Annotated in this window: 15 protein-coding genes; 11 read left to right on the top strand and 4 right to left on the bottom strand. The window is 46.3% G+C overall.

All coding sequences use genetic code 11. From position 1 onward, the window contains the following. Positions 1 to 38 precede the first annotated feature (38 nt). A complete protein-coding gene (locus tag O59_RS07820; RefSeq protein WP_007641288.1) occupies positions 39 to 605 on the top strand; it encodes a dihydrofolate reductase family protein in 567 nt (188 codons plus the stop codon). Between the two features lie 42 nt (positions 606 to 647). On the opposite strand, the gene O59_RS07815 is transcribed toward O59_RS07820, so the two are convergent. Next, the gene (locus tag O59_RS07815; RefSeq protein WP_157152511.1) at positions 648 to 1562 is read right to left on the bottom strand and encodes an ABC transporter substrate-binding protein; all 915 of its coding nucleotides are present in this window, start codon (positions 1560 to 1562) and stop codon (positions 648 to 650) included. Between the two features lie 70 nt (positions 1563 to 1632). Between O59_RS07815 and O59_RS07810 the strand changes: the two genes are divergently transcribed. The 7 genes from O59_RS07810 to O59_RS07780 all read left to right on the top strand — a co-directional run bounded on the left by O59_RS07810 (position 1633) and on the right by O59_RS07780 (position 7418). Further along, the gene (locus O59_RS07810; protein WP_040391718.1) at positions 1633 to 2805 is read left to right on the top strand and encodes a MalY/PatB family protein; all 1173 of its coding nucleotides are present in this window, start codon (positions 1633 to 1635) and stop codon (positions 2803 to 2805) included. Positions 2806 to 2958: 153 nt separating this feature from the next. Further along, positions 2959 to 3732, top strand: a complete 774-nt coding sequence (locus O59_RS07805) for a hypothetical protein (protein WP_040391716.1) — start codon at positions 2959 to 2961, stop codon at positions 3730 to 3732. A 121-nt stretch (positions 3733 to 3853) separates the two neighbouring features. Beyond that, positions 3854 to 5257 carry a 30S ribosomal protein S12 methylthiotransferase RimO gene (gene rimO, locus O59_RS07800; RefSeq protein WP_007641283.1) on the top strand — a complete coding sequence of 468 codons (1404 nt, stop codon included), beginning with the start codon at positions 3854 to 3856 and terminating at the stop codon, positions 5255 to 5257. Between the two features lie 105 nt (positions 5258 to 5362). Then, positions 5363 to 5617, top strand: a complete 255-nt coding sequence (locus O59_RS07795; RefSeq protein ID WP_007641282.1) for a GNAT family N-acetyltransferase — start codon at positions 5363 to 5365, stop codon at positions 5615 to 5617. 28 nt (positions 5618 to 5645) lie between these two features. Beyond that, on the top strand, positions 5646 to 6125 hold the full coding sequence (locus O59_RS07790) for a prepilin-type N-terminal cleavage/methylation domain-containing protein (protein ID WP_007641281.1): 480 nt from the start codon (positions 5646 to 5648) through the stop codon (positions 6123 to 6125). Between the two features lie 33 nt (positions 6126 to 6158). Next, positions 6159 to 6554 carry an OsmC family protein gene (locus O59_RS07785; protein ID WP_007641280.1) on the top strand — a complete coding sequence of 132 codons (396 nt, stop codon included), beginning with the start codon at positions 6159 to 6161 and terminating at the stop codon, positions 6552 to 6554. Between the two features lie 9 nt (positions 6555 to 6563). Next, positions 6564 to 7418, top strand: coding sequence for a pirin family protein (locus O59_RS07780; RefSeq protein WP_007641279.1), 855 nt, complete (start codon positions 6564 to 6566; stop codon positions 7416 to 7418). Positions 7419 to 7476: 58 nt separating this feature from the next. Here O59_RS07780 and pgm read toward each other — a convergent pair whose 3' ends face one another. Next, the gene (gene pgm / locus O59_RS07775) at positions 7477 to 9117 is read right to left on the bottom strand and encodes a phosphoglucomutase (alpha-D-glucose-1,6-bisphosphate-dependent) (protein ID WP_007641278.1); all 1641 of its coding nucleotides are present in this window, start codon (positions 9115 to 9117) and stop codon (positions 7477 to 7479) included. A gap of 205 nt (positions 9118 to 9322) precedes the next feature. Between pgm and O59_RS07770 the strand changes: the two genes are divergently transcribed. Beyond that, entirely contained in the window at positions 9323 to 10216 is an 894-nt protein-coding gene (locus tag O59_RS07770; protein WP_007641275.1) for a neutral zinc metallopeptidase, read from the top strand. 42 nt (positions 10217 to 10258) lie between these two features. On the opposite strand, the gene glgA is transcribed toward O59_RS07770, so the two are convergent. Beyond that, complete coding sequence (gene glgA / locus O59_RS07765; RefSeq protein WP_007641273.1) at positions 10259 to 11701, bottom strand: glycogen synthase GlgA; 1443 nt, start codon at positions 11699 to 11701, stop codon at positions 10259 to 10261. 21 nt (positions 11702 to 11722) lie between these two features. Beyond that, entirely contained in the window at positions 11723 to 13930 is a 2208-nt protein-coding gene (gene glgB, locus O59_RS07760; RefSeq protein WP_050976994.1) for a 1,4-alpha-glucan branching protein GlgB, read from the bottom strand. Positions 13931 to 14307: 377 nt separating this feature from the next. Here glgB and O59_RS07755 point away from each other — a divergent pair, with 377 nt between their 5' ends. Together O59_RS07755 and O59_RS07750 are read left to right on the top strand one after the other, a co-directional pair. Next, positions 14308 to 14859 carry a sugar phosphate nucleotidyltransferase gene (locus O59_RS07755; RefSeq protein ID WP_007641269.1) on the top strand — a complete coding sequence of 184 codons (552 nt, stop codon included), beginning with the start codon at positions 14308 to 14310 and terminating at the stop codon, positions 14857 to 14859. Between the two features lie 104 nt (positions 14860 to 14963). Beyond that, positions 14964 to 18062, top strand: a complete 3099-nt coding sequence (locus tag O59_RS07750; protein WP_007641267.1) for a glycoside hydrolase family 15 protein — start codon at positions 14964 to 14966, stop codon at positions 18060 to 18062. Positions 18063 to 18137: the final 75 nt, after the last annotated feature.

The following is an 18137-nucleotide window of genomic DNA, read 5'->3' as shown; positions in this document are numbered from 1 at the left end:
TTATCATTGGCCTGATGCAAATCAGGCCAGGAGAAACAATGAAAATTCAATACTACACATCTTCAAGTCTCGATGGTTTTATTGCCACTGAGGACCATTCCCTTGAATGGTTATTCCCGCTGGCCGATATCAATCAATCCAGCTATCCCCAATTTATCGAGCAAGTCGGGGCTATTGTGATGGGCTCTGGAACATATGAATGGATGCTACGCAATGCCGATGCAGTGATCGCCGAAGTGGGTTCACCCTGGCCTTACACGCAACCAGCATGGGTGTTTAGTCATCGCAATTTACCCGCTGTTAATGGTGCAAATATTCATTTTGTGAAGGGGAATGTGCGAGCCCAATATGCACAAATTCGTGCTGCTGCCGCTGGCAAAAATATTTGGATAGTTGGCGGCGGTGAGCTTGCAACGCAGTTTTATGAGGCTGGGTTGTTGGACGAAATTATTATCCAACTCGGTTCGGTTACCTTGGGGAAGGGGCGCCCTGTATTTCCGCGTCGCGTGCTGAGCCCTACATTAAAATTAAAGTCCGTACAGCAAATGGGCGAGGGGATGTTGGAATTACGCTACGATGTTCATCGAACAGCATCTGTAGAATAGACTCAACAATTCAATAGATCGATGCAAGATTGAAATTGATCGCTAATTGCTTTTAGTTTTCCTGCTTTGTTTTTCCAGCTCGACAATTTCTTTGAGCAAGTAGGGTTTATCTTGCTCAAAGAAACTTTTATCAATATTGGTGTTAGTTAAAAAGAACGTTTTTCGTTGTTTATTGCGCAGGCGTTTGAGGGCTTCAGTAAAATGTGATTCAAACAGTTTATTCAACTGCCCATTTTTATGAGCCCTATGCAGGCCATATGTTAATCGCTCGGCCAACAGTGGTTGGTTTTTTGAAACAAAAAAATACATAGGCAGATAAGTGTACAAACCAAAATTATTGACAATGGTTAAGTCCGGCATTTTACGTTTGTAGGCATTCAGTTCAGGCCCCACTTCATAAATACTGCGCATTAATAATTCAAAACGATTTGCTTTTAACATGGGAATAAGCGTTGCGTAGGGGCCACCCTGCATAACGTTGAAACCGTTGTCCTCCAGAATTTTTGCTGTAGACCAACCTTGTCCTTGCCCGATAGTTAATGCTTTTAGTTCTTTTAAGGTATTGATGTTTTTAAGCATCGCCTGATTTTTGTCGCTGGCAAGAAATAATCGATAACTGGCAAGACCTTTCATGATCGGCACTTGAACGATTTGGGTTTTCTCCAGCCACTCAGGTGTAGGCATGGATACTGCGAGAGAGAGGTTTTTGCCCGCTTCAACTTCCAGTAGCTGACGGCGAATAACGGTTTCCTGTCGCTGTTGCACAATTTGATAAGGCCCGTATTTGTCCTTTGATAACTCAAGCGCTAAACGCAATAATTCATCCGCGTAGACACGGTGAGCCGCTTCGCGCTCCATGTAGGGAATGCGAACGACGAGGGTATCATTCAGGCTGCTCTGTGCGTGCAAAGGTATAGCCGCAACAACAAAGACTAATGCCAGGAAAATTCGTATCATTCTGTAGCGTGTTCTGTGGTGAATGTCGGGTAGTCTATTCAATATTTTTTAAGTGTATCAGGATAATTTTATGACGGTTGACTTTGACCAGTACATTAATAGAGAGCAGACCAGTTGCGTGAAGTTTGATGGTCGCCAGCAATACTTTGGCACCAGTGATGTGCTGCCGCTGTGGGTTGCCGATATGGATTTTGCAGTCCCTGAATGTGTGACACACGCATTGCAAACACGAATCAATCACCCCGTATTTGGTTATACGCTTTACCCCGAAAGCCTTTATCAGGCTGTTGTCGATTGGTTTGTGCGCAGGCACAAGTGGAAAATTGAACGCGAGTGGATCGTATTTGCCCCTGGGGTTGTACCCTCGCTGTTTGCTGCTGTGCAGGCGTTTACTAAAGAAGGTGAGGGTGTGATAGTGCAATCACCGGTCTATTTTCCCTTCTTTTCTGCAGTAACAACCAATCATCGAACATTATTCAACAACCCGCTACGCGAAGTGAATGGCCGTTATGAAATTGATTTTGAGCATTTGGAGGATTGCGCAAAACAGGGCGCGAGCTTGTTGCTGCTCTGCACACCTCATAATCCAGTTGGCCGTGTATGGCGAGAAGACGAATTACTACGCCTCTTGGATATTAGCCGTCGCTACAATTTAACTATTCTCTCTGATGACATTCACTGCGATTTAGTTTACTCGGGCGTAACTCACACTATGTTAGGCCGACTGTCACAACCGGGCGATAAAATTGTCACTACAGTTGCACCCAATAAAAGTTTCAATATTCCCGGTTTGGGCTTGTCAGCCTTGATTATTCCCAACCTTGCAGAACGAAATGCGATGAAACAGGTTTTTGAGCGTTTGCACGTTGGTAATTACAACCCGCTCAGTATGGTTGCTTTTGAGGCCGCCTATCGCGATGGTGATGAATGGCTCGATGCGCTGATGATTTATTTGGAGCAAACTCGCGATATTGCTGCTGACTTTATCGCACGCGAGTTACCACAAATTAAGTTAATAAAACCAGAAGCGACTTATCTGCTATGGTTAGATTGCCGCGCCTTGGGTTTAAATGACAGTGCGCTGCGCGATTTTTTTGTTAAGGGTTGCAAGCTGGGCATGAACCCTGGTTCAGTGTTTGGAGAAGGTGGAAGCGGCTTTATGCGAATGAATATTGGTTGCCGCAGATCGGTTATTATGGAAGCGCTAGTTAGTATTAGGGAGAATATAATTCATCAGAGCTAGCTGGCTCTGTATACAACAGAACTTGATATGGAAATGGAGGCTTCTGTTGATGAAATATTTTTTAGTTTGCCTAAATTAATTGGTATTAAAATGGTCTTAATTTGCTGAATCATTCATGACAAATTTTGCATTTAATAGGGTAGGGTTATCAATATGTCCAATCAGAACAAACTGACGCGATTAGGCGACATGTTGATTGAGCGCGGCGTGATTACACGGCAACAACTCCGCGAAGCCATCGAGATTCAGCAAGCTCGTCAAGTATTGAGTGAAACTGGAAAAGCCTGCACGCCAGGGCCACTTGGGGAAATACTGGTAGAGCTGGGGTATATCAACCGGCGGCAATTGAAGCAGACTTTAGGGTGGCAAAGCCGCTTGCGTAAAGCCACTCTGGTTATGTCGTTTGTTGCACCTATATTGACGACGGCATGCGGCGGCGGTGGCGGTGCAACGAATACAACGAATGGCAACAAAACAACTAACAATACTGCAGTGTCCTCAGTGATGGTGGAGCAATCTTCTTCTGCGATTTCGCTGACTCCAACATCCAGCTCTAGTCTTAGCAGTGAAATAACATCTGCACCGGTTGAATCCTCCAGCGCATCGTCAGCTATTTCGTTTTCATCGCAACAGTCGTCGTCATCTGTTGGACTGGGCAACCTCATAAACGGGCCTGTGTTATTGAAATGGGCAGTGCCATCCGCGCGTGAAAATGGCGAGCAACTGGCAACGGATGAAATTGGGGGTTATGAACTGCGTTACAAGGTAGATAATGAGGCTGATTACACCTCGGTTGTTGTCGAGGGCGGTTATGTGAATACTTATTATTTCAATCATCTTGAAGGTAAATTGACCTTCGAAATTGCCGCATATGACACCAATGGCCTATATAGCCGTTTTGTAGAAATTCAGCCCCAGATCAACTAGATCCATCAAACACATTACAGCCAATGTAAATTTTGCAGAAGAATCACCCTGCTGCATGCAAATTAGCCTGCAACCCCCTACAATAGCCGCCTTTTTTGACCGACCTATCCCTTGAGATACTATGACTGTAAATACCTTCGACCCTTCACAAACCACCACCTTGGATACTCCAGCCAAAACGTTGGCAAGCCAAGCACAAACTGGTAGCAGCAAAGGCAATACTATTGGTTTTGTGTCACTCGGCTGCCCTAAGAACCTGGTGGATTCAGAGCGTATTCTTACCCAATTACGCACCGAGGGTTACAACATAGTACCTACCTATAACGATGCCGATATGGTGATTGTCAACACCTGCGGTTTTATCGATAGCGCGGTACAGGAATCGCTGGGAGCAATTGGTGAGGCATTGGCGGAAAATGGCAAGGTGCTGGTGACCGGTTGTTTGGGCGCTAAAAAGGACGAAATCATTCAAGTTCACCCTAATGTTCTGGGTATTACCGGCGCACACGCCTATGAAGAGGTGCTGTCGCAAGTGCATGAACACTTGCCACCCAACCCAAGCCACAACCCGTTTACTGATCTGGTGCCGCCGCAGGGCATCAAGCTCACTCCACGTCACTATGCTTATTTAAAAATCTCCGAGGGCTGTAATCACTCCTGCAGTTTTTGCATTATCCCCGACATGCGCGGCAAACTTGTGAGCCGTCCGATTGGCCAAGTAATGGGTGAGGCGGAACGCTTGGTCAAAGCCGGCGTTAAAGAATTATTGGTGATTTCGCAAGACACCTCTGCCTACGGCGTAGATATCAAACACCGCACGGATTTCTGGGATGGCCGACCACTCAAAACCGATATGTACCAATTAGCCGCTGCACTGGGCGAATTGGGCGTGTGGGTTCGCCTGCATTATGTTTACCCCTATTTGCATGTAGATAACGTGATCCCACTGATGGCGCAGGGCAAGGTACTGCCTTATTTGGATATTCCGTTCCAGCACGCAAGCCCAACCTTGTTACGTAAAATGCGCCGCCCAGGCCAGGTTGAACAAACCCTGGAGCGCATCAAGAATTGGCGTGAACAAGTACCCAATTTGACCATTCGCTCGACCTTTATTGTTGGCTTCCCCGGTGAAACAGAAGACGACTTCCAACAATTGCTCGACTTCCTGCAAGAAGCGCAATTGGATCGTGTTGGTTGTTTCCAGTATTCGCCCGTTGAAGGCGCCAAAGCCAACGACTTGCCAAATCACGTGCCGGATGAGATCAAACAAGAGCGCTATGATCGCTTTATGCAATTGCAGCAAAAAATCTCTACTGAGCGTTTAAAACAGAAAGTAGGGCAGGTATTGCAGGTATTGATTGATGAAGTTGATGAAGAGGGCGCCATTGGCCGCAGCTTTGCGGATGCACCGGAAATCGACGGCTGTGTTTATTTGAACGGCGAAGAGAATGTAAAAGCCGGTGATTTGATCAATGTATTGATCGAGCACTCGGATGAGTACGATTTGTGGGGCACCAAGGTTTAAATAACCCATAATCTGTCGCCGGAAAATCCCCCAGCTGTACGCACACTGGGGGATTTTTTTATGCTGTGTGTTCTACACTAGGCACTTACCTTGGAGTAGCAGCTAATGACAAATGTGCAGCACCTGACAGACCAACAGCGATTTGTAATTCATTATGAAGGCGGTGAAGCCATATTGGCCTATAGGTTATTCACCAATGGCACTACAGCGGCTATCGATTTCACCAGCACTTATGTACCACCTGAATTCCGTGGCAAGGGGCTTGCAGAGAAATTGGTGCGCGCAGGGCTCACATGGGCAAAGTCCCAAGGCTATGAACTGCATGCCAGCTGTTGGTATGTAGCAAAATTTATTCGTTAATATCCCTTGTGTAAAAGAAGGAATCGGTGTGAAAAAAACGCGTGGCTTTACTCTAATTGAAATGATGGTAGTTGTGGCGATTATTGCAATATTGGCATTAATGGCTATCCCAAAAGCCGACCCGACCATTGCACGCCGTCAGGTTTTGGAGTCAATGGAACTAATTGAGGACTACAAAAAACTCGTTGTCTATTATCACAAAAGCACCCTGGTATTTTTAAAGAACAATAAAGAGGCAGGTATTCCGGAACCGGAAAAATTGTTAGGCAACTATGTGGATTGGATTGAATTAAAAGACGGCGCATTCCACATCCATTTTGGTAACAAAGCGCACCCTTCCATTAAAGATAAAATTCTTAGTGTGCAACCCATTATCGTAAAAGACTCACCACAAAGCCCTATATCCTGGCTATGTGGTAAAGGCGCAGTGCCTCCAGGTATGCACGCAGTGGGAGAGAATCGCACCGATGTGGAATTAAAAGATCTACCAATCAATTGTCGAATTTGACCCTTAAGATTTGAATAAATCGAGTAAATTTAAATGATTACATTACAAAAAGACTTAACCGGAATTTACCGTCAACGTATCAGCGTAAATAGCCATCAGTTTTTTGCCGACGTTGGCACAGACGTAGGTGGCGAAGACTCAGCACCAGACCCGCATGATTTACTCGATTCATCTCTCGCCGCTTGCACAGCAATCACTTTGACAATGTTTGCCAAACGTCGCGGCATGCCGCTGGAGTCGATTAATGCGGAGGTGGTGCGCGATAGCAGTAAAGAAAAAACCGGCGAATATAATTTATCACTCCAACTGGAATTTATTGGCAACTTAACTGAAGAGCAGCGCCAACAACTTGTAGCTATTGTTGAAAAATGTCCGATTCACAAATTGTTATCCCACGCCACCATTAGCATAAACACTCAGGTCGTTTAGGAGCAGGTTATGACACTCATCATTCCACCGCGCGTTCAGGATATTGGTTTTACTGTCAAACGTTTATTGCCGTCACGTTTGCAACAACGTGTTGGCCCGTTTATTTTTGTTGATCATATGGGACCTGCCCAGTTTAGTGTGGGCACCACCGCTGATGATGTGCGCCAGCATCCACACATTGGCCTAGCGACAGTGACCTATTTATTTTCCGGCGCCATGATGCATAAAGACAGCCTGGGTTTTCATCAGCGCATTGAACCGGGCGCTATTAATTTAATGACGGCGGGGAGTGGAATTGTTCACTCCGAGCGTTTGCCTGAAGATATACGCGCGGGCAGTATTCCGGTTGAGGGAATTCAAATTTGGTTGGCGCTGCCCACCAACACTGAAGATTGCGCCCCTTCTTTTGCGCATTATCCGGCAGATATTATTCCATCAGTCAACTTACCCACGATGAGTGCTCAAGTGCTTATTGGAAATGCGTTTGGAGTTGAATCACCGGTAAAAACGGCGAGTGTAACAACTTATCTGGATTTAGCCTTGGGAGCGGGTACACGCTACGTGCCAGATTTCCCCCAGCAAGAATTGGCTATTTATGTCGCTTGGGGCAATGTTACTGTGAATGGTGAAGAGGTGCCTGAATTTCACTTGGCGGTATTGGAGGAAAATGCAGTCATCGAAACCACTCACGATGCGCGTGTCTTCTTGCTCGGCGGCGAGCCATTGTCTGGTGAGCGATTTATTTTATGGAACTTTGTTGCGTCATCACGCGAAAAAATACGCGCTGCCGCTGAACGTTGGGAAAACAAAGGTTTTGCGATGGTGGAAGGGGAGAGTGATTTTATCCCACTGCCCAAGCCATAAGAAATAAATAAAAACGCCCGATTACTCGGGCGTTTTTATTCGAGCAACTGCTGTTTATTTAGGTAATTGCCTTATCGACAATTACTTGTGCTTCGGCAATCAGCTGTTGCAAGTGTTCTTTGCCTTTAAAGCTTTCTGCGTAAATTTTATAAATTTCCTCAGTGCCCGATGGGCGTGCGGCAAACCAGCCATTTTTGCTCATCACTTTAATGCCGCCAAATGCAGCGTTGTTGCCAGGGGCGTGTGTCAAAATACTTTCAATAGCATCACCGGCCAACTCAGTTGAAGTTATTTGCTCAGGGGATAATTTTGACAACGCTTTTTTCTGTGCGCTATTCGCTGGAGCTTCTACACGGGCTTCTGCTGCATGGCCAAATTCATCGGCTAATAATTTGTAGCATTCACCAGGGTCGCGCCCGGTTTTGGCTTTAATTTCTGCCGACAATAGCGATGGAATAATCCCGTCCTTATCGGTTGTCCACACACTACCATCAATGCGAAGGAAAGATGCACCAGCACTTTCTTCACCGCCAAAACCAAGTGAGCCATCAAATAAACCCGGTGCAAACCATTTAAAGCCGACAGGTACTTCGTATAAACGACGACCAATTTTTTTCGCCACTTTGTCAATCATTGCACTACTTACGACGGTTTTGCCAATCGCAGTATCTGCACCCCATTGCGGGCGATTTTGAAAAAGATATTCAATCGCTACCGCCAAATAGTGGTTGGGTGGCAACAGGCCGCAACTGGGCGCAACAATACCGTGGCGATCATGATCCGCATCACAAGCGAATGCGACATCAAATAAATTACGGCGATCAACCATACCTTGCATGGTGTAGGCAGAGGATGGGTCCATACGGATTTTTCCATCCCAGTCAGCAGTCATAAATGAAAAGGTTTTATCAACACTGGTATTGAGTACTTTTAAATTCAGCTGGTAGTGGTCGGCAATCGCACTCCAATAATTAACACCTGCGCCACCGAGTGGATCTGCCCCCATGTACACATTTGCACTGCGAATGGCTTCCATGTCGATAACGTTAATCAAATCTTTCACGTAGTGATGAACATAATCGTGGTGGTGCGTAGTGGCTGCTTTGAGTGCCTGGTGATAATCCATACGTTTAACATCACGCAAATTATTTTCCAGCAACTCATTTGCGCGCGCCTGCATCCAATTAGTGATATCGCTATCCGCAGGGCCACCATTGGGCGGGTTGTATTTAAAGCCACCGTTGTCCGGTGGATTGTGTGACGGGGTAATAACAATACCATCGGCCAACCCACTAGTACGGCCACGGTTGTAAGTCAAAATAGCATGTGAAATCGCCGGCGTTGGTGTGTATTCGCCACCATGAGCGAGCATGATCTCAACCCCATTGGCGGCCAGCACTTCAACTGCACTGATTTGTGCAGGTTCAGAAAGTGCGTGGGTATCGATTCCGACATAGAGAGGGCCGGTAATACCGGCGTGTTTGCGGTAATCGCAAATTGCCTGGCTAATCGCGAGCACATGGTTTTCATTGAAACTAGTATTGAATGCGGAGCCACGATGACCGGAGGTACCAAAACTGACACGCTGTTCAGGGATACCTACATCAGGCGTATTGGTGTAATAGGCATCAATTAATTTGGGAAGATCTACCAACAGGTCTGCCGGTAAGAGTTGGCCAGCCAAGGGGCTTGTAGACATAAAAACTCCTGAGTTATACGAATTTACTGCTTGAAATAAACTGTTGTCATTATGGTATTACCTGCCCACACTAGACGGTAATCAACGGTAGCAGGTGATCTGACGCTGATTGGTTGCAGTGTCTATAGTATCGCGCTTTGAATTCATTTAACTATGAACTTACAGCCAATTAAAGCTCATGAAGTTAACTACTTGAGAAATATTTATGCGTTGGAAACAAGGTCGTCGCAGTAACAATGTAGAGGATAGACGCAGCGCCAGTTCATCTTCCATGGGTGCGATGGGTGGTCTATCGGCAGTGGGCAGAATTTTACCGATTTTATTAGGCACTAAAACAGGACGAACGTTATTGGTGGTAGCTGTTGTAGTTTATTTTGGTGCCAAGTTTATGGGGTATGATTTGCTGCACCTCGCCACGCCGCCCAATACCATGGGCCAGTCCAACAACCAACAGCTTTCAGCAAAAGATCAAGAGCTGGCAGATTTTGTTTCGGTAATTCTCGCTGATACCGAATCCACCTGGCATCAGGAATTTAAAAGACTGGGGTTAACCTATCAAGAGCCAACGTTGGTGCTGTTCCGCAATGCGGTGAGTTCAGCCTGCGGTTATGCGCAGTCGGCGATGGGGCCATTTTATTGTCCCGGAGACCACAAGCTCTATATCGATTTAGCCTTTTATGAAGATATGAAAACCAAGCTCGGCGCTCCCGGAGATTTTGCACAAGCTTACGTGATCGCTCACGAAGTAGGCCATCACGTACAAACATTGCTCGGGATTTCTGCAAAAGTTAGCCAGGCGCAAAGCCGAGCTTCAAAAGAGCAAGCCAATCAGTTATCCGTCAAACAAGAGCTTCAAGCAGATTGTTATGCGGGTATTTGGGGTCATTATGCAAATACGGAGCGGCAAATGCTGGAAGATGGCGACATTGAAGAAGCGCTTATTGCTGCGGCTGCCATTGGTGATGACAAACTACAGCAACAAGCGGGGGGAGTTGTACGCCCCGAGAGCTTTACACATGGCAGCTCAAAACAACGGGTAGAGTGGTTCAAACGAGGCTTCGAACAAGGAAGTGTCAATGCCTGTAATACTTTCAAATAACGGGCGGTAGCAGTTTGTTAACTCCTGGCGCCAGACATCAAGCTATTGCAACAGCTTGTCGTAAATAGCGAGATACTTCTGCGCACTAACATCCCACGAAAAGTCTTTGCTCATGGCGTTTAGCTGCAACTGTTTCCATAGCAAAGGATTTTTATAGGCAGCAATTGCACGCTCGATGGCCGCAAATAAAAACGCCGGAGTGGGGTGCTCAAAAACAAATCCATTGGCTTGATCACTAGGTTCATCGCCTTGCTGTTCAAAAACAGTATCGCGCAACCCACCTACCGCATGCACTATGGGTAGGGTGCCATAGCGCAAGCTGTAAAGCTGATTTAAGCCGCAAGGTTCAAAAATTGATGGCATCAGGAACATGTCGCTACTGGCCTCAATGCGATGCGCAAAACTTTCGTTGTAACCCAGGGTGACGGAAACCCGTGCAGGGTTTTCAGCAGCGATCTTTTGTAATGCCGCTTCGTAATGAGGAAAGCCACTCCCCAATATGACCAATTGACAAGGAGTGGCCAGCAGCTGTGGCATTTGAGCCAGAATAAGGTCTATACCTTTTTGATCCACCAAGCGGCCCACAAACCCCAATAAGGGGATTTTTTCGTCCACAGTCAGGCCAAGATCAGCCTGCAGCGCCACCTTGTTTTTTACCTTGTTGCCCAAGGTGCGGCGATTGAAATTGACGGTGATATGAGCATCGTTACCCGGATTCCACTCATCCATGTCAATGCCATTTAATATTCCAGCCAGAGTTTCATTGCGATAGCGCATAAGCCCATCCAGGCCACAACCAAATTCCGGGCGCTGGATTTCTGCCGCATAACTTGGGCTGACAGTAGTGATGTAATCCGCAAATGCCAAACCACCTTTCATAAATGACAATTGCCCGTAAAACTCCAAGCGCTCGTGGTGCCAAAAAACGGGTGGCAGGTTTAACTCTGCAAACGCTTGATAAGAAAATAGACCGCGATAGGCAAGATTATGGATAGTAAAAACGGTGGCAGGGCGTTCGGGGTGCAAAGAGAGCAGGGCAGAAATCAAACCGGTTTGCCAATCGTTGCAATGCACTATGGTCGGTCGCCAATCCAATTGCGCCTCATCCAGCGCAATTAATTCCGCTGCTTTGGCAAAGAGATAAAAGCGACTGTGGTTATCAAACCAATCATATCCATCGGGACCACAGTATGGATTACCGTCGCGCGCGGAAAACTCTGGAATATCAACCAATAGCACAGTGACCCGTGAACCGGGCAGGCGTGTTTGTTTTATCGAAACTATGCGCCCTTCAATTTGAAGCTGCGCAACTTCTTTCACTCCGCTCGTTAATTTTTGCATCACACTGGCGTAAGCCGGCAGTAAAATTTTTACGTCTTGGCCCAGTTTTAACAATGCACGCGGCAAGCTGGCCGCCACATCAGCCAAGCCGCCAGTTTTAATAAGTGGATAAACCTCACTGGTTGCAAAGAGAATTTTCTGCATGAGTGGTCCTTGTTTAACTATTTAAGAAAGCTTGAGAATTAATGCACCGAGCGGCGGCAAATTTATATCCAGTGATTGTTGATGGTTCATCCACGGGACCTCTTGTGTAGCCAAAGGGCTACTATTGCCGTAATTGCTGCCGCCGTAAAAACTGGAGTCGGAGTTCAGCACTTCGTGATAGGTGCCTGCAACGGGTACGCCAATTCTGTAGTTTGCACGTGCGATAGGCGTGAAATTCAACACAACAATACAAAAGCCCTCATCGCTTTTACGAATGTAACTAATAATGGATTGCGTGCTGTCGTGGCAATCAATCCACTCAAAGCCATCATGCCGGAAACTGCGCTCATAAAGTGACGGCATATTTCTGTAGCAGTGATTTAAGTCTTTGACCAAGCCATGCAAACCCTGATGCGGCGCGAAGTCCATTAAATGCCACTCCAGACTGCGCCCAGCGGCCCATTCACTCCACTGGCCAAATTCACACCCCATAAACAATAATTTAGTGCCGGGGTAGGTGTACATATAGGTGTAGAGCAAACGTAAGTTAGCGAACTTTTGCCAGTCATCGCCCGGCATTTTATTGAGCATACTGCCTTTGCCATGCACTACTTCATCGTGCGAGAAAGGCAATTGGAAATTTTCAGTAAACGCGTAAATCATCCCAAAAGTTAATTGATTGTGATGGTACTGGCGATGGATTGGATCTTTACTGAAATAATCCAACGTATCGTGCATCCAACCCATATTCCATTTCATGGAAAAACCCAATCCACCCACCCACGTAGGGCGTGTCACTTGCGGCCAGGAGGTTGACTCCTCCGCAATGACTAATGCGCCAGGCACTTGGCCGTGGCACACCTCATTTAACTGCTTAAGAAAATCCATAGCTTCCAGGTTTTCATTGCCACCGTATTTATTGGGTAGCCATTGATCGTGTTCGCGCGAGTAATCGAGATAGAGCATCGACGCCACAGCATCCACACGCAAACCATCCAGATGATATTCCTTCAGCCAAAACAGCGCGCTGGCAAGCAAGAAATTGCGCACTTCATTGCGGCCATAGTTATAAATGAGGGTACCCCAATCGCGATGCTCACCCAAGCGCGGGTCTTCATGCTCATAAAGTGCGGAGCCATCAAAGCGGGCGAGGGCATGGGCATCTTTGGGGAAGTGGGCTGGTACCCAATCGAGAATTACGCCGATATCGTGCTGGTGCAGGTAATCGACAAAGTAGCGGAAATCATCCGGTGAACCGAAGCGGCTGGTTGGCGCAAAATAACCCGTTGTTTGATAGCCCCAGGAGTCGTCAAACGGATGCTCACTAACCGGCAGCACTTCAACATGGGTAAAACCTAGCGGCTTTATATAGTCCACCAACTGATGAGCGATTTCCCGATAGTTTAAAAACTCGCCCACCCAGCCGCGGCGCCATGACCCCAAGTGCATTTCATAAACAGACATAGGCGATGCCTGCCAATTCCAGTGTTCCCGCTTATTGATCCACTGAGTATCTTGCCATTTATATTCCGATGAGGATTTGACAATAGTGCCTGTTTGGGGGCGCAACTCAAACGCCTGACCATAAGGGTCAGACTTTAAAAACACTGCCCCTGACGCGCGATTGCGAATCTCAAATTTATAAATAGCACCAGCTTTAACACCGGGAATAAACAATTCCCACAAACCACTGCCACCGCGCACACGCATGGGGTGAGCGCGGCCATCCCAGTCATTAAAATCACCTACCACACTAATGCGCTCAGCATTTGGAGCCCATGTTGCAAACACCACACCGTCAACTCCCTCGACCGTGCGCGGGTGTGCACCAAGATGTTCGTGGATGTTCCAATGTTGCCCCTCAGCAAAGAGGTGCATATCAATATCGCCCAATTGTGGGGCAAAACAGTAAGGGTCGAATTCAGTATGGGGCAGGTTGTGACGATCAAACCAATGAATTTGATAATGAATTGGTAAATCCTTTGACATGCCTCGCCACACGAAAAAATCCGTGCCTTCAACACGCACCATAGAAATTGCTTGATTACCAATTAACAAGGCCGCAGAACGCGCACCAGGAATATAAATACGAACCAGTGTATCCATATCGGCGGTCGCTTTATCACCCAGCGGGTGTCGCCCAAGTACCTCAAATGGATCGTGATGGGTTGCAGTCACTATGCGTAACATCTCGTGGCTCAAGTTATTATCCTGTTGTGCATGTATCATTCAATCAATTCCTGTCTAATTGTTGCGGCTTTAGCATTTCAGAGCGAAACCCGAGACGGCCTAAATAGCCATAAAAAATATCAACCGAGTCTACTCTGCTAGCTTAGCCAGTATCTGCTTATTTTGTTGCACGAATTTTTAAAAAAAATTTCATCCAAAATTGGCATTTGCAGGTTCAATGCCAAACTTGAGGCTACACTTATCTCTGCACTTAGAATAAGCACTCGCTTACTGTTAATTGCACCATAAGTTTTTTGTGACAATTGAATCCTTGAGCCAGATCAATGTATTGGCACTGATATTGCTCTCGCTATAGTCATCGCAGTCACAAAAAATTCATAATCTGCAAACACAATAGCCATAAGGAAGAAGATTTAATGAGTACACAATCATCGGGTCGTTTTGTAAGTCGGCTTACTCGTGAAACACTGGCAATAATTCTTGCAGGCGGGCGTGGCTCCCGATTACATCAACTTACCGACTGGCGAGCAAAACCAGCGGTTCATTTTGGCGGAAAATTTCGCATTATCGACTTCCCTCTGTCTAACTGTGTCAACTCGGGTATTCGTCGTATTAGCGTTCTCACTCAATATAAGTCGCACTCTCTGGATCGACATGTGCAGCGCGGCTGGGGCTTTCTTGGTGGTGAGCTTGGTGAATTCGTAGAACTCTTACCTGCACAGCAGCGTTTGAGTGAATCCTGGTACGTGGGTACTGCTGATGCTGTGGTACAGAACATCGATATTATTCGTCGCCATAACCCCGAATATGTACTCATTCTTGCCGGCGATCACGTTTACAAAATGGACTATGGCACCATGATTGCCGCCCACGTTGAACGTGGCGCCGATATCACCGTAGGTTGTATCGAAGTTCCATTAGAAATTGCCCATGCAATTGCGCATAATGTATATTATGTTAAATCGTAAAAATGGATGGGGTATCAACAACCGCGTGCACTCCTGTGAGGTTTACACGCGGGAAATGTGGCCATTTCTCATGGTTATACTTTTTGCGATGGCACTGCGTTTCTATGAAGCATAAACAACTGTTAGAGCGTTTGTACGCTGAGGTCGAAACAGTCATCTTGAGTAAGCAGCACCCGGTTACCGGACTCTTACCTGCCAGTACGGCAATTACCAGCCACGGCGATTACACCGACGCCTGGGTGCGCGATAACGTGTACTCCATTATCAGCGTCTGGTCGCTAGCGATGGCCTTCAAACACCAAGGCGAAACCTATAAAAGCGATCTGCTCGAGCAATCCACCATAAAACTGATGCGTGGACTATTGCAGTCCATGATGCGCCAGGCCAATAAAGTTGAGGCCTTCAAGCACTCGTTAGATAACGGTGATGCATTACACGCGAAATATGATACCGCCACGGGTTTACCCGTTGTAGCAGATGACGCATGGGGACATTTGCAGATAGATGCAACCTCTGTTTTTCTATTGATGTTGGCACAAATGAGTGCGTCCGGTTTACGGATTGTCTGCACCTACGATGAAGTGGATTTTGTCCAAAATCTTGTTTATTACATCGCCAGTGCTTATCGAACACCCGACTATGGGATTTGGGAGCGCGGCAACAAAGTTAATAATGGTAAAACTGAAATCAATGCCAGTTCTGTGGGAATGGCCAAAGCGGCGCTACAGGCGCTGGATAAATTTAATCTGTTTGGCAAGCATGGCGATCCGCGTGCAACTATTCATGTAATTGCAGATGCAATTTCACTTGCCAGAACCACCCTCACCTCCCTTTTGCCTCGCGAGTCCTTATCCAAGGAAACTGACAGTGCACTGCTCAGCATTATCGGGTTTCCAGCATTTGCCGTTGGTAAAGAAACCCTGGCGACCCAAACCCGCGATTCGATTTTAACCAAGCTCGGCGGAAACTACGGTTGCAAGCGTTTTTTATGGGACGGCCACCAAACTGTGCTGGAAGAAAGCTCACGTATTTATTACGAACACGACGAGCTGGGAAATTTTGCCCATGTAGAATCCGAATGGCCGTTGTTTTTTACTTATCTGTATATCACCGCGTTGTTTGATGGCAGTGAAGCGACAGCAAAATATTATCGTAAAAAACTTGAATCGCTCATGGTGGATGTAAATGGTATAGGTCTATTGCCTGAACTTTATTATTTACCATTGGAAAATGTTGAGGCGGAAAAACGTAATCCACGCTCACAAACACGGGTCCCTAACGAAAATATCCCTTTGGTCTGGGCTCAAAGTTTATTTTTGACCGGGTTAATGCTTGATGAAGGTTTAGTGAGCCCGGATGATCTTGATCCGTTAAAAATGCGTCGTCGCTCTACCCGCTTTATTAAATCCAATATTGCGTTGGTTGTGCTCACAGAAAATGAGGCAATTAAACAAAACTTATCCAAGCACGGTGTTATTGCTGAAAGCCTGCAGGATATTAAACCTATGGGAGTGGTATCTGCATCGAGCTTGATGGAGGCTTATGCACATGTCGGTGAAAACAAAGCTTTGGGCTTGACCGGCAGGCCACGTAGACGTGTGCAAAGCTTGGCCTCATCGCAGACCTATGAAATTAATAACAAGGTTTATTTGAGCCTGTCATGGCTGCAAAGTGAACGTGAAGATTATCGTCGGTACGATGCCGAGTGGATTATTGAAACACTCACACAAGAAATTGCATTTATTCACAAGAATTGGTTGAGCTCGGAAGTTGCTGTATTTACTTTGTTGGTAGATCACCGCCTGAATAAGGTGCCGAACAGTGAATTATTATTTCAAACCTTGCGCAATTATCAATTGCGGAATGAACAAGAATATGTTGGATATGCATCTGCCAATTTGGCTTATCGTGCATCGCGCGTAAATACACTAACTATCCCGCACTTTCATATTCCATCCATGAGCCAACAGGTTTTGGCCAGCTACTCAACAGATGATGCGCTGCAGCCGTCACAGCTTGAGCCGGTTGCCGCCGCATTGCTCGAACATTTCTATACCGAAAGCGACATTATTACTTTTAGAAAGTTTTCGGCCTATGTGAGCACCAAAAAATTAACCGACAACGTGGGCGCAAGTGGCACTGTAATTACACTAAAAGAGTTGATACGTGACTTTTTCTATCGCTCTCAAAAAATGAACTATTGGCTGTTATCGCGTTTTTGTTTTTCACAGTTAAGTTATACGCTGATTGACCTTGCCGATAGCCTTACATTGCTGGCAGCGCGCAACCTGATTATCTCTGTGGGTGACAATGATCATACAGAAATTAAAGTTGACCAATCATTTTCAAATGCAACTTATTTTGAAAGTGTACGTGAACTTTTTCCAGATTTATTAGAGCGCACCTTGGTGCAAGAATTAATTTCCGGTATTGGCTCGTTAATTCGCGCCGAGCCAAAATTATTTGATGGTTTGCACTCTGTGCAATTACGGAACTTTATGCTGCTCTGCGGTATGGATAAAGGTGATGCTGAAGATGTGAGCATGGTGGAGTGGTTAGGGCTTCAGTCCCCGGCGCGGCTCTATAAAAAAATCCGTGCGATTCTGACATCGCGTAAAAAAGTATTCTCGCAAGAAATTAACCATATTACACCTTACCCTATCCATCATTTGGCAGATCCCAATGATGAAAACTCAATACTTTCTGATGCGGTAGACAATGATTGGCAAGAGTGGCGTACCGCACGTGGCTTGATCACCCATTTTGACGATAACTTCCTGAAAGACATATGGCACAGCCTTATGTTTGCCGAACAGCTGGTATTTTGTAACCCGGATGGCAGTTGTTTTTATTTGGACTGTAAAACCATTCGCCGTTCTATGACGCCCGGCGAAGAAAGTTTTGCCCACCATATCGATCAACTCACCCACCAGCTCTACCCTGCTTTCTATAAATGTGCAGTAATAGAGGCGCTCTATGCCTATACCCAATTCTGTATTACCAACCCACAGGTGCGCTTTCGTGAACCGGTGGTGTTCCTTGAAGTATTAGAGCTAGCTGCTGAGCGCTATATACGTGACCGAAGGGCACCTGTGCATAACCGTGGTGTGGACAGCGACCTGATGATCTTCCTTGAGCAATCCCCCCACATTGTTAACCTTTATGTCACGCTGATTTTTGCGGAGATTACCCAACCCTACTAATCTATATCCAGAAGCCCTGTGCCGGTATTTACTTTGTAGTTTCTAAGACGCGGTTTTTACGAAATATATAGTAAC

The organism is Cellvibrio sp. BR (genome assembly GCF_000263355.1).
In the GTDB taxonomy this organism is placed as follows: Bacteria; Pseudomonadota; Gammaproteobacteria; order Pseudomonadales; family Cellvibrionaceae; genus Cellvibrio.
Note: the sequence above shows the minus strand (reverse complement) of the source record. Positions and strands in the feature narration are given on the sequence as shown.

What these genes read in the sequence shown, in the direction of transcription:
- glgA (WP_007641273.1), bottom strand. Translation starts at nt 11,701, where the DNA reads ATGCAGAAAATTCTCTTTGCAACCAGTGAGGTTTATCCACTTATTAAA.
- O59_RS07805 (WP_040391716.1), top strand. Translation starts at nt 2,959, where the DNA reads ATGTCCAATCAGAACAAACTGACGCGATTAGGCGACATGTTGATTGAG.
- O59_RS07770 (WP_007641275.1), top strand. Translation starts at nt 9,323, where the DNA reads ATGCGTTGGAAACAAGGTCGTCGCAGTAACAATGTAGAGGATAGACGC.
- O59_RS07755 (WP_007641269.1), top strand. Translation starts at nt 14,308, where the DNA reads ATGAGTACACAATCATCGGGTCGTTTTGTAAGTCGGCTTACTCGTGAA.
- O59_RS07780 (WP_007641279.1), top strand. Translation starts at nt 6,564, where the DNA reads ATGACACTCATCATTCCACCGCGCGTTCAGGATATTGGTTTTACTGTC.
- O59_RS07785 (WP_007641280.1), top strand. Translation starts at nt 6,159, where the DNA reads ATGATTACATTACAAAAAGACTTAACCGGAATTTACCGTCAACGTATC.
- O59_RS07820 (WP_007641288.1), top strand. Translation starts at nt 39, where the DNA reads ATGAAAATTCAATACTACACATCTTCAAGTCTCGATGGTTTTATTGCC.
- rimO (WP_007641283.1), top strand. Translation starts at nt 3,854, where the DNA reads ATGACTGTAAATACCTTCGACCCTTCACAAACCACCACCTTGGATACT.
- glgB (WP_050976994.1), bottom strand. Translation starts at nt 13,930, where the DNA reads ATGATACATGCACAACAGGATAATAACTTGAGCCACGAGATGTTACGC.
- O59_RS07795 (WP_007641282.1), top strand. Translation starts at nt 5,363, where the DNA reads ATGACAAATGTGCAGCACCTGACAGACCAACAGCGATTTGTAATTCAT.
- pgm (WP_007641278.1), bottom strand. Translation starts at nt 9,117, where the DNA reads ATGTCTACAAGCCCCTTGGCTGGCCAACTCTTACCGGCAGACCTGTTG.
- O59_RS07810 (WP_040391718.1), top strand. Translation starts at nt 1,633, where the DNA reads ATGACGGTTGACTTTGACCAGTACATTAATAGAGAGCAGACCAGTTGC.
- O59_RS07750 (WP_007641267.1), top strand. Translation starts at nt 14,964, where the DNA reads ATGAAGCATAAACAACTGTTAGAGCGTTTGTACGCTGAGGTCGAAACA.
- O59_RS07815 (WP_157152511.1), bottom strand. Translation starts at nt 1,562, where the DNA reads ATGATACGAATTTTCCTGGCATTAGTCTTTGTTGTTGCGGCTATACCT.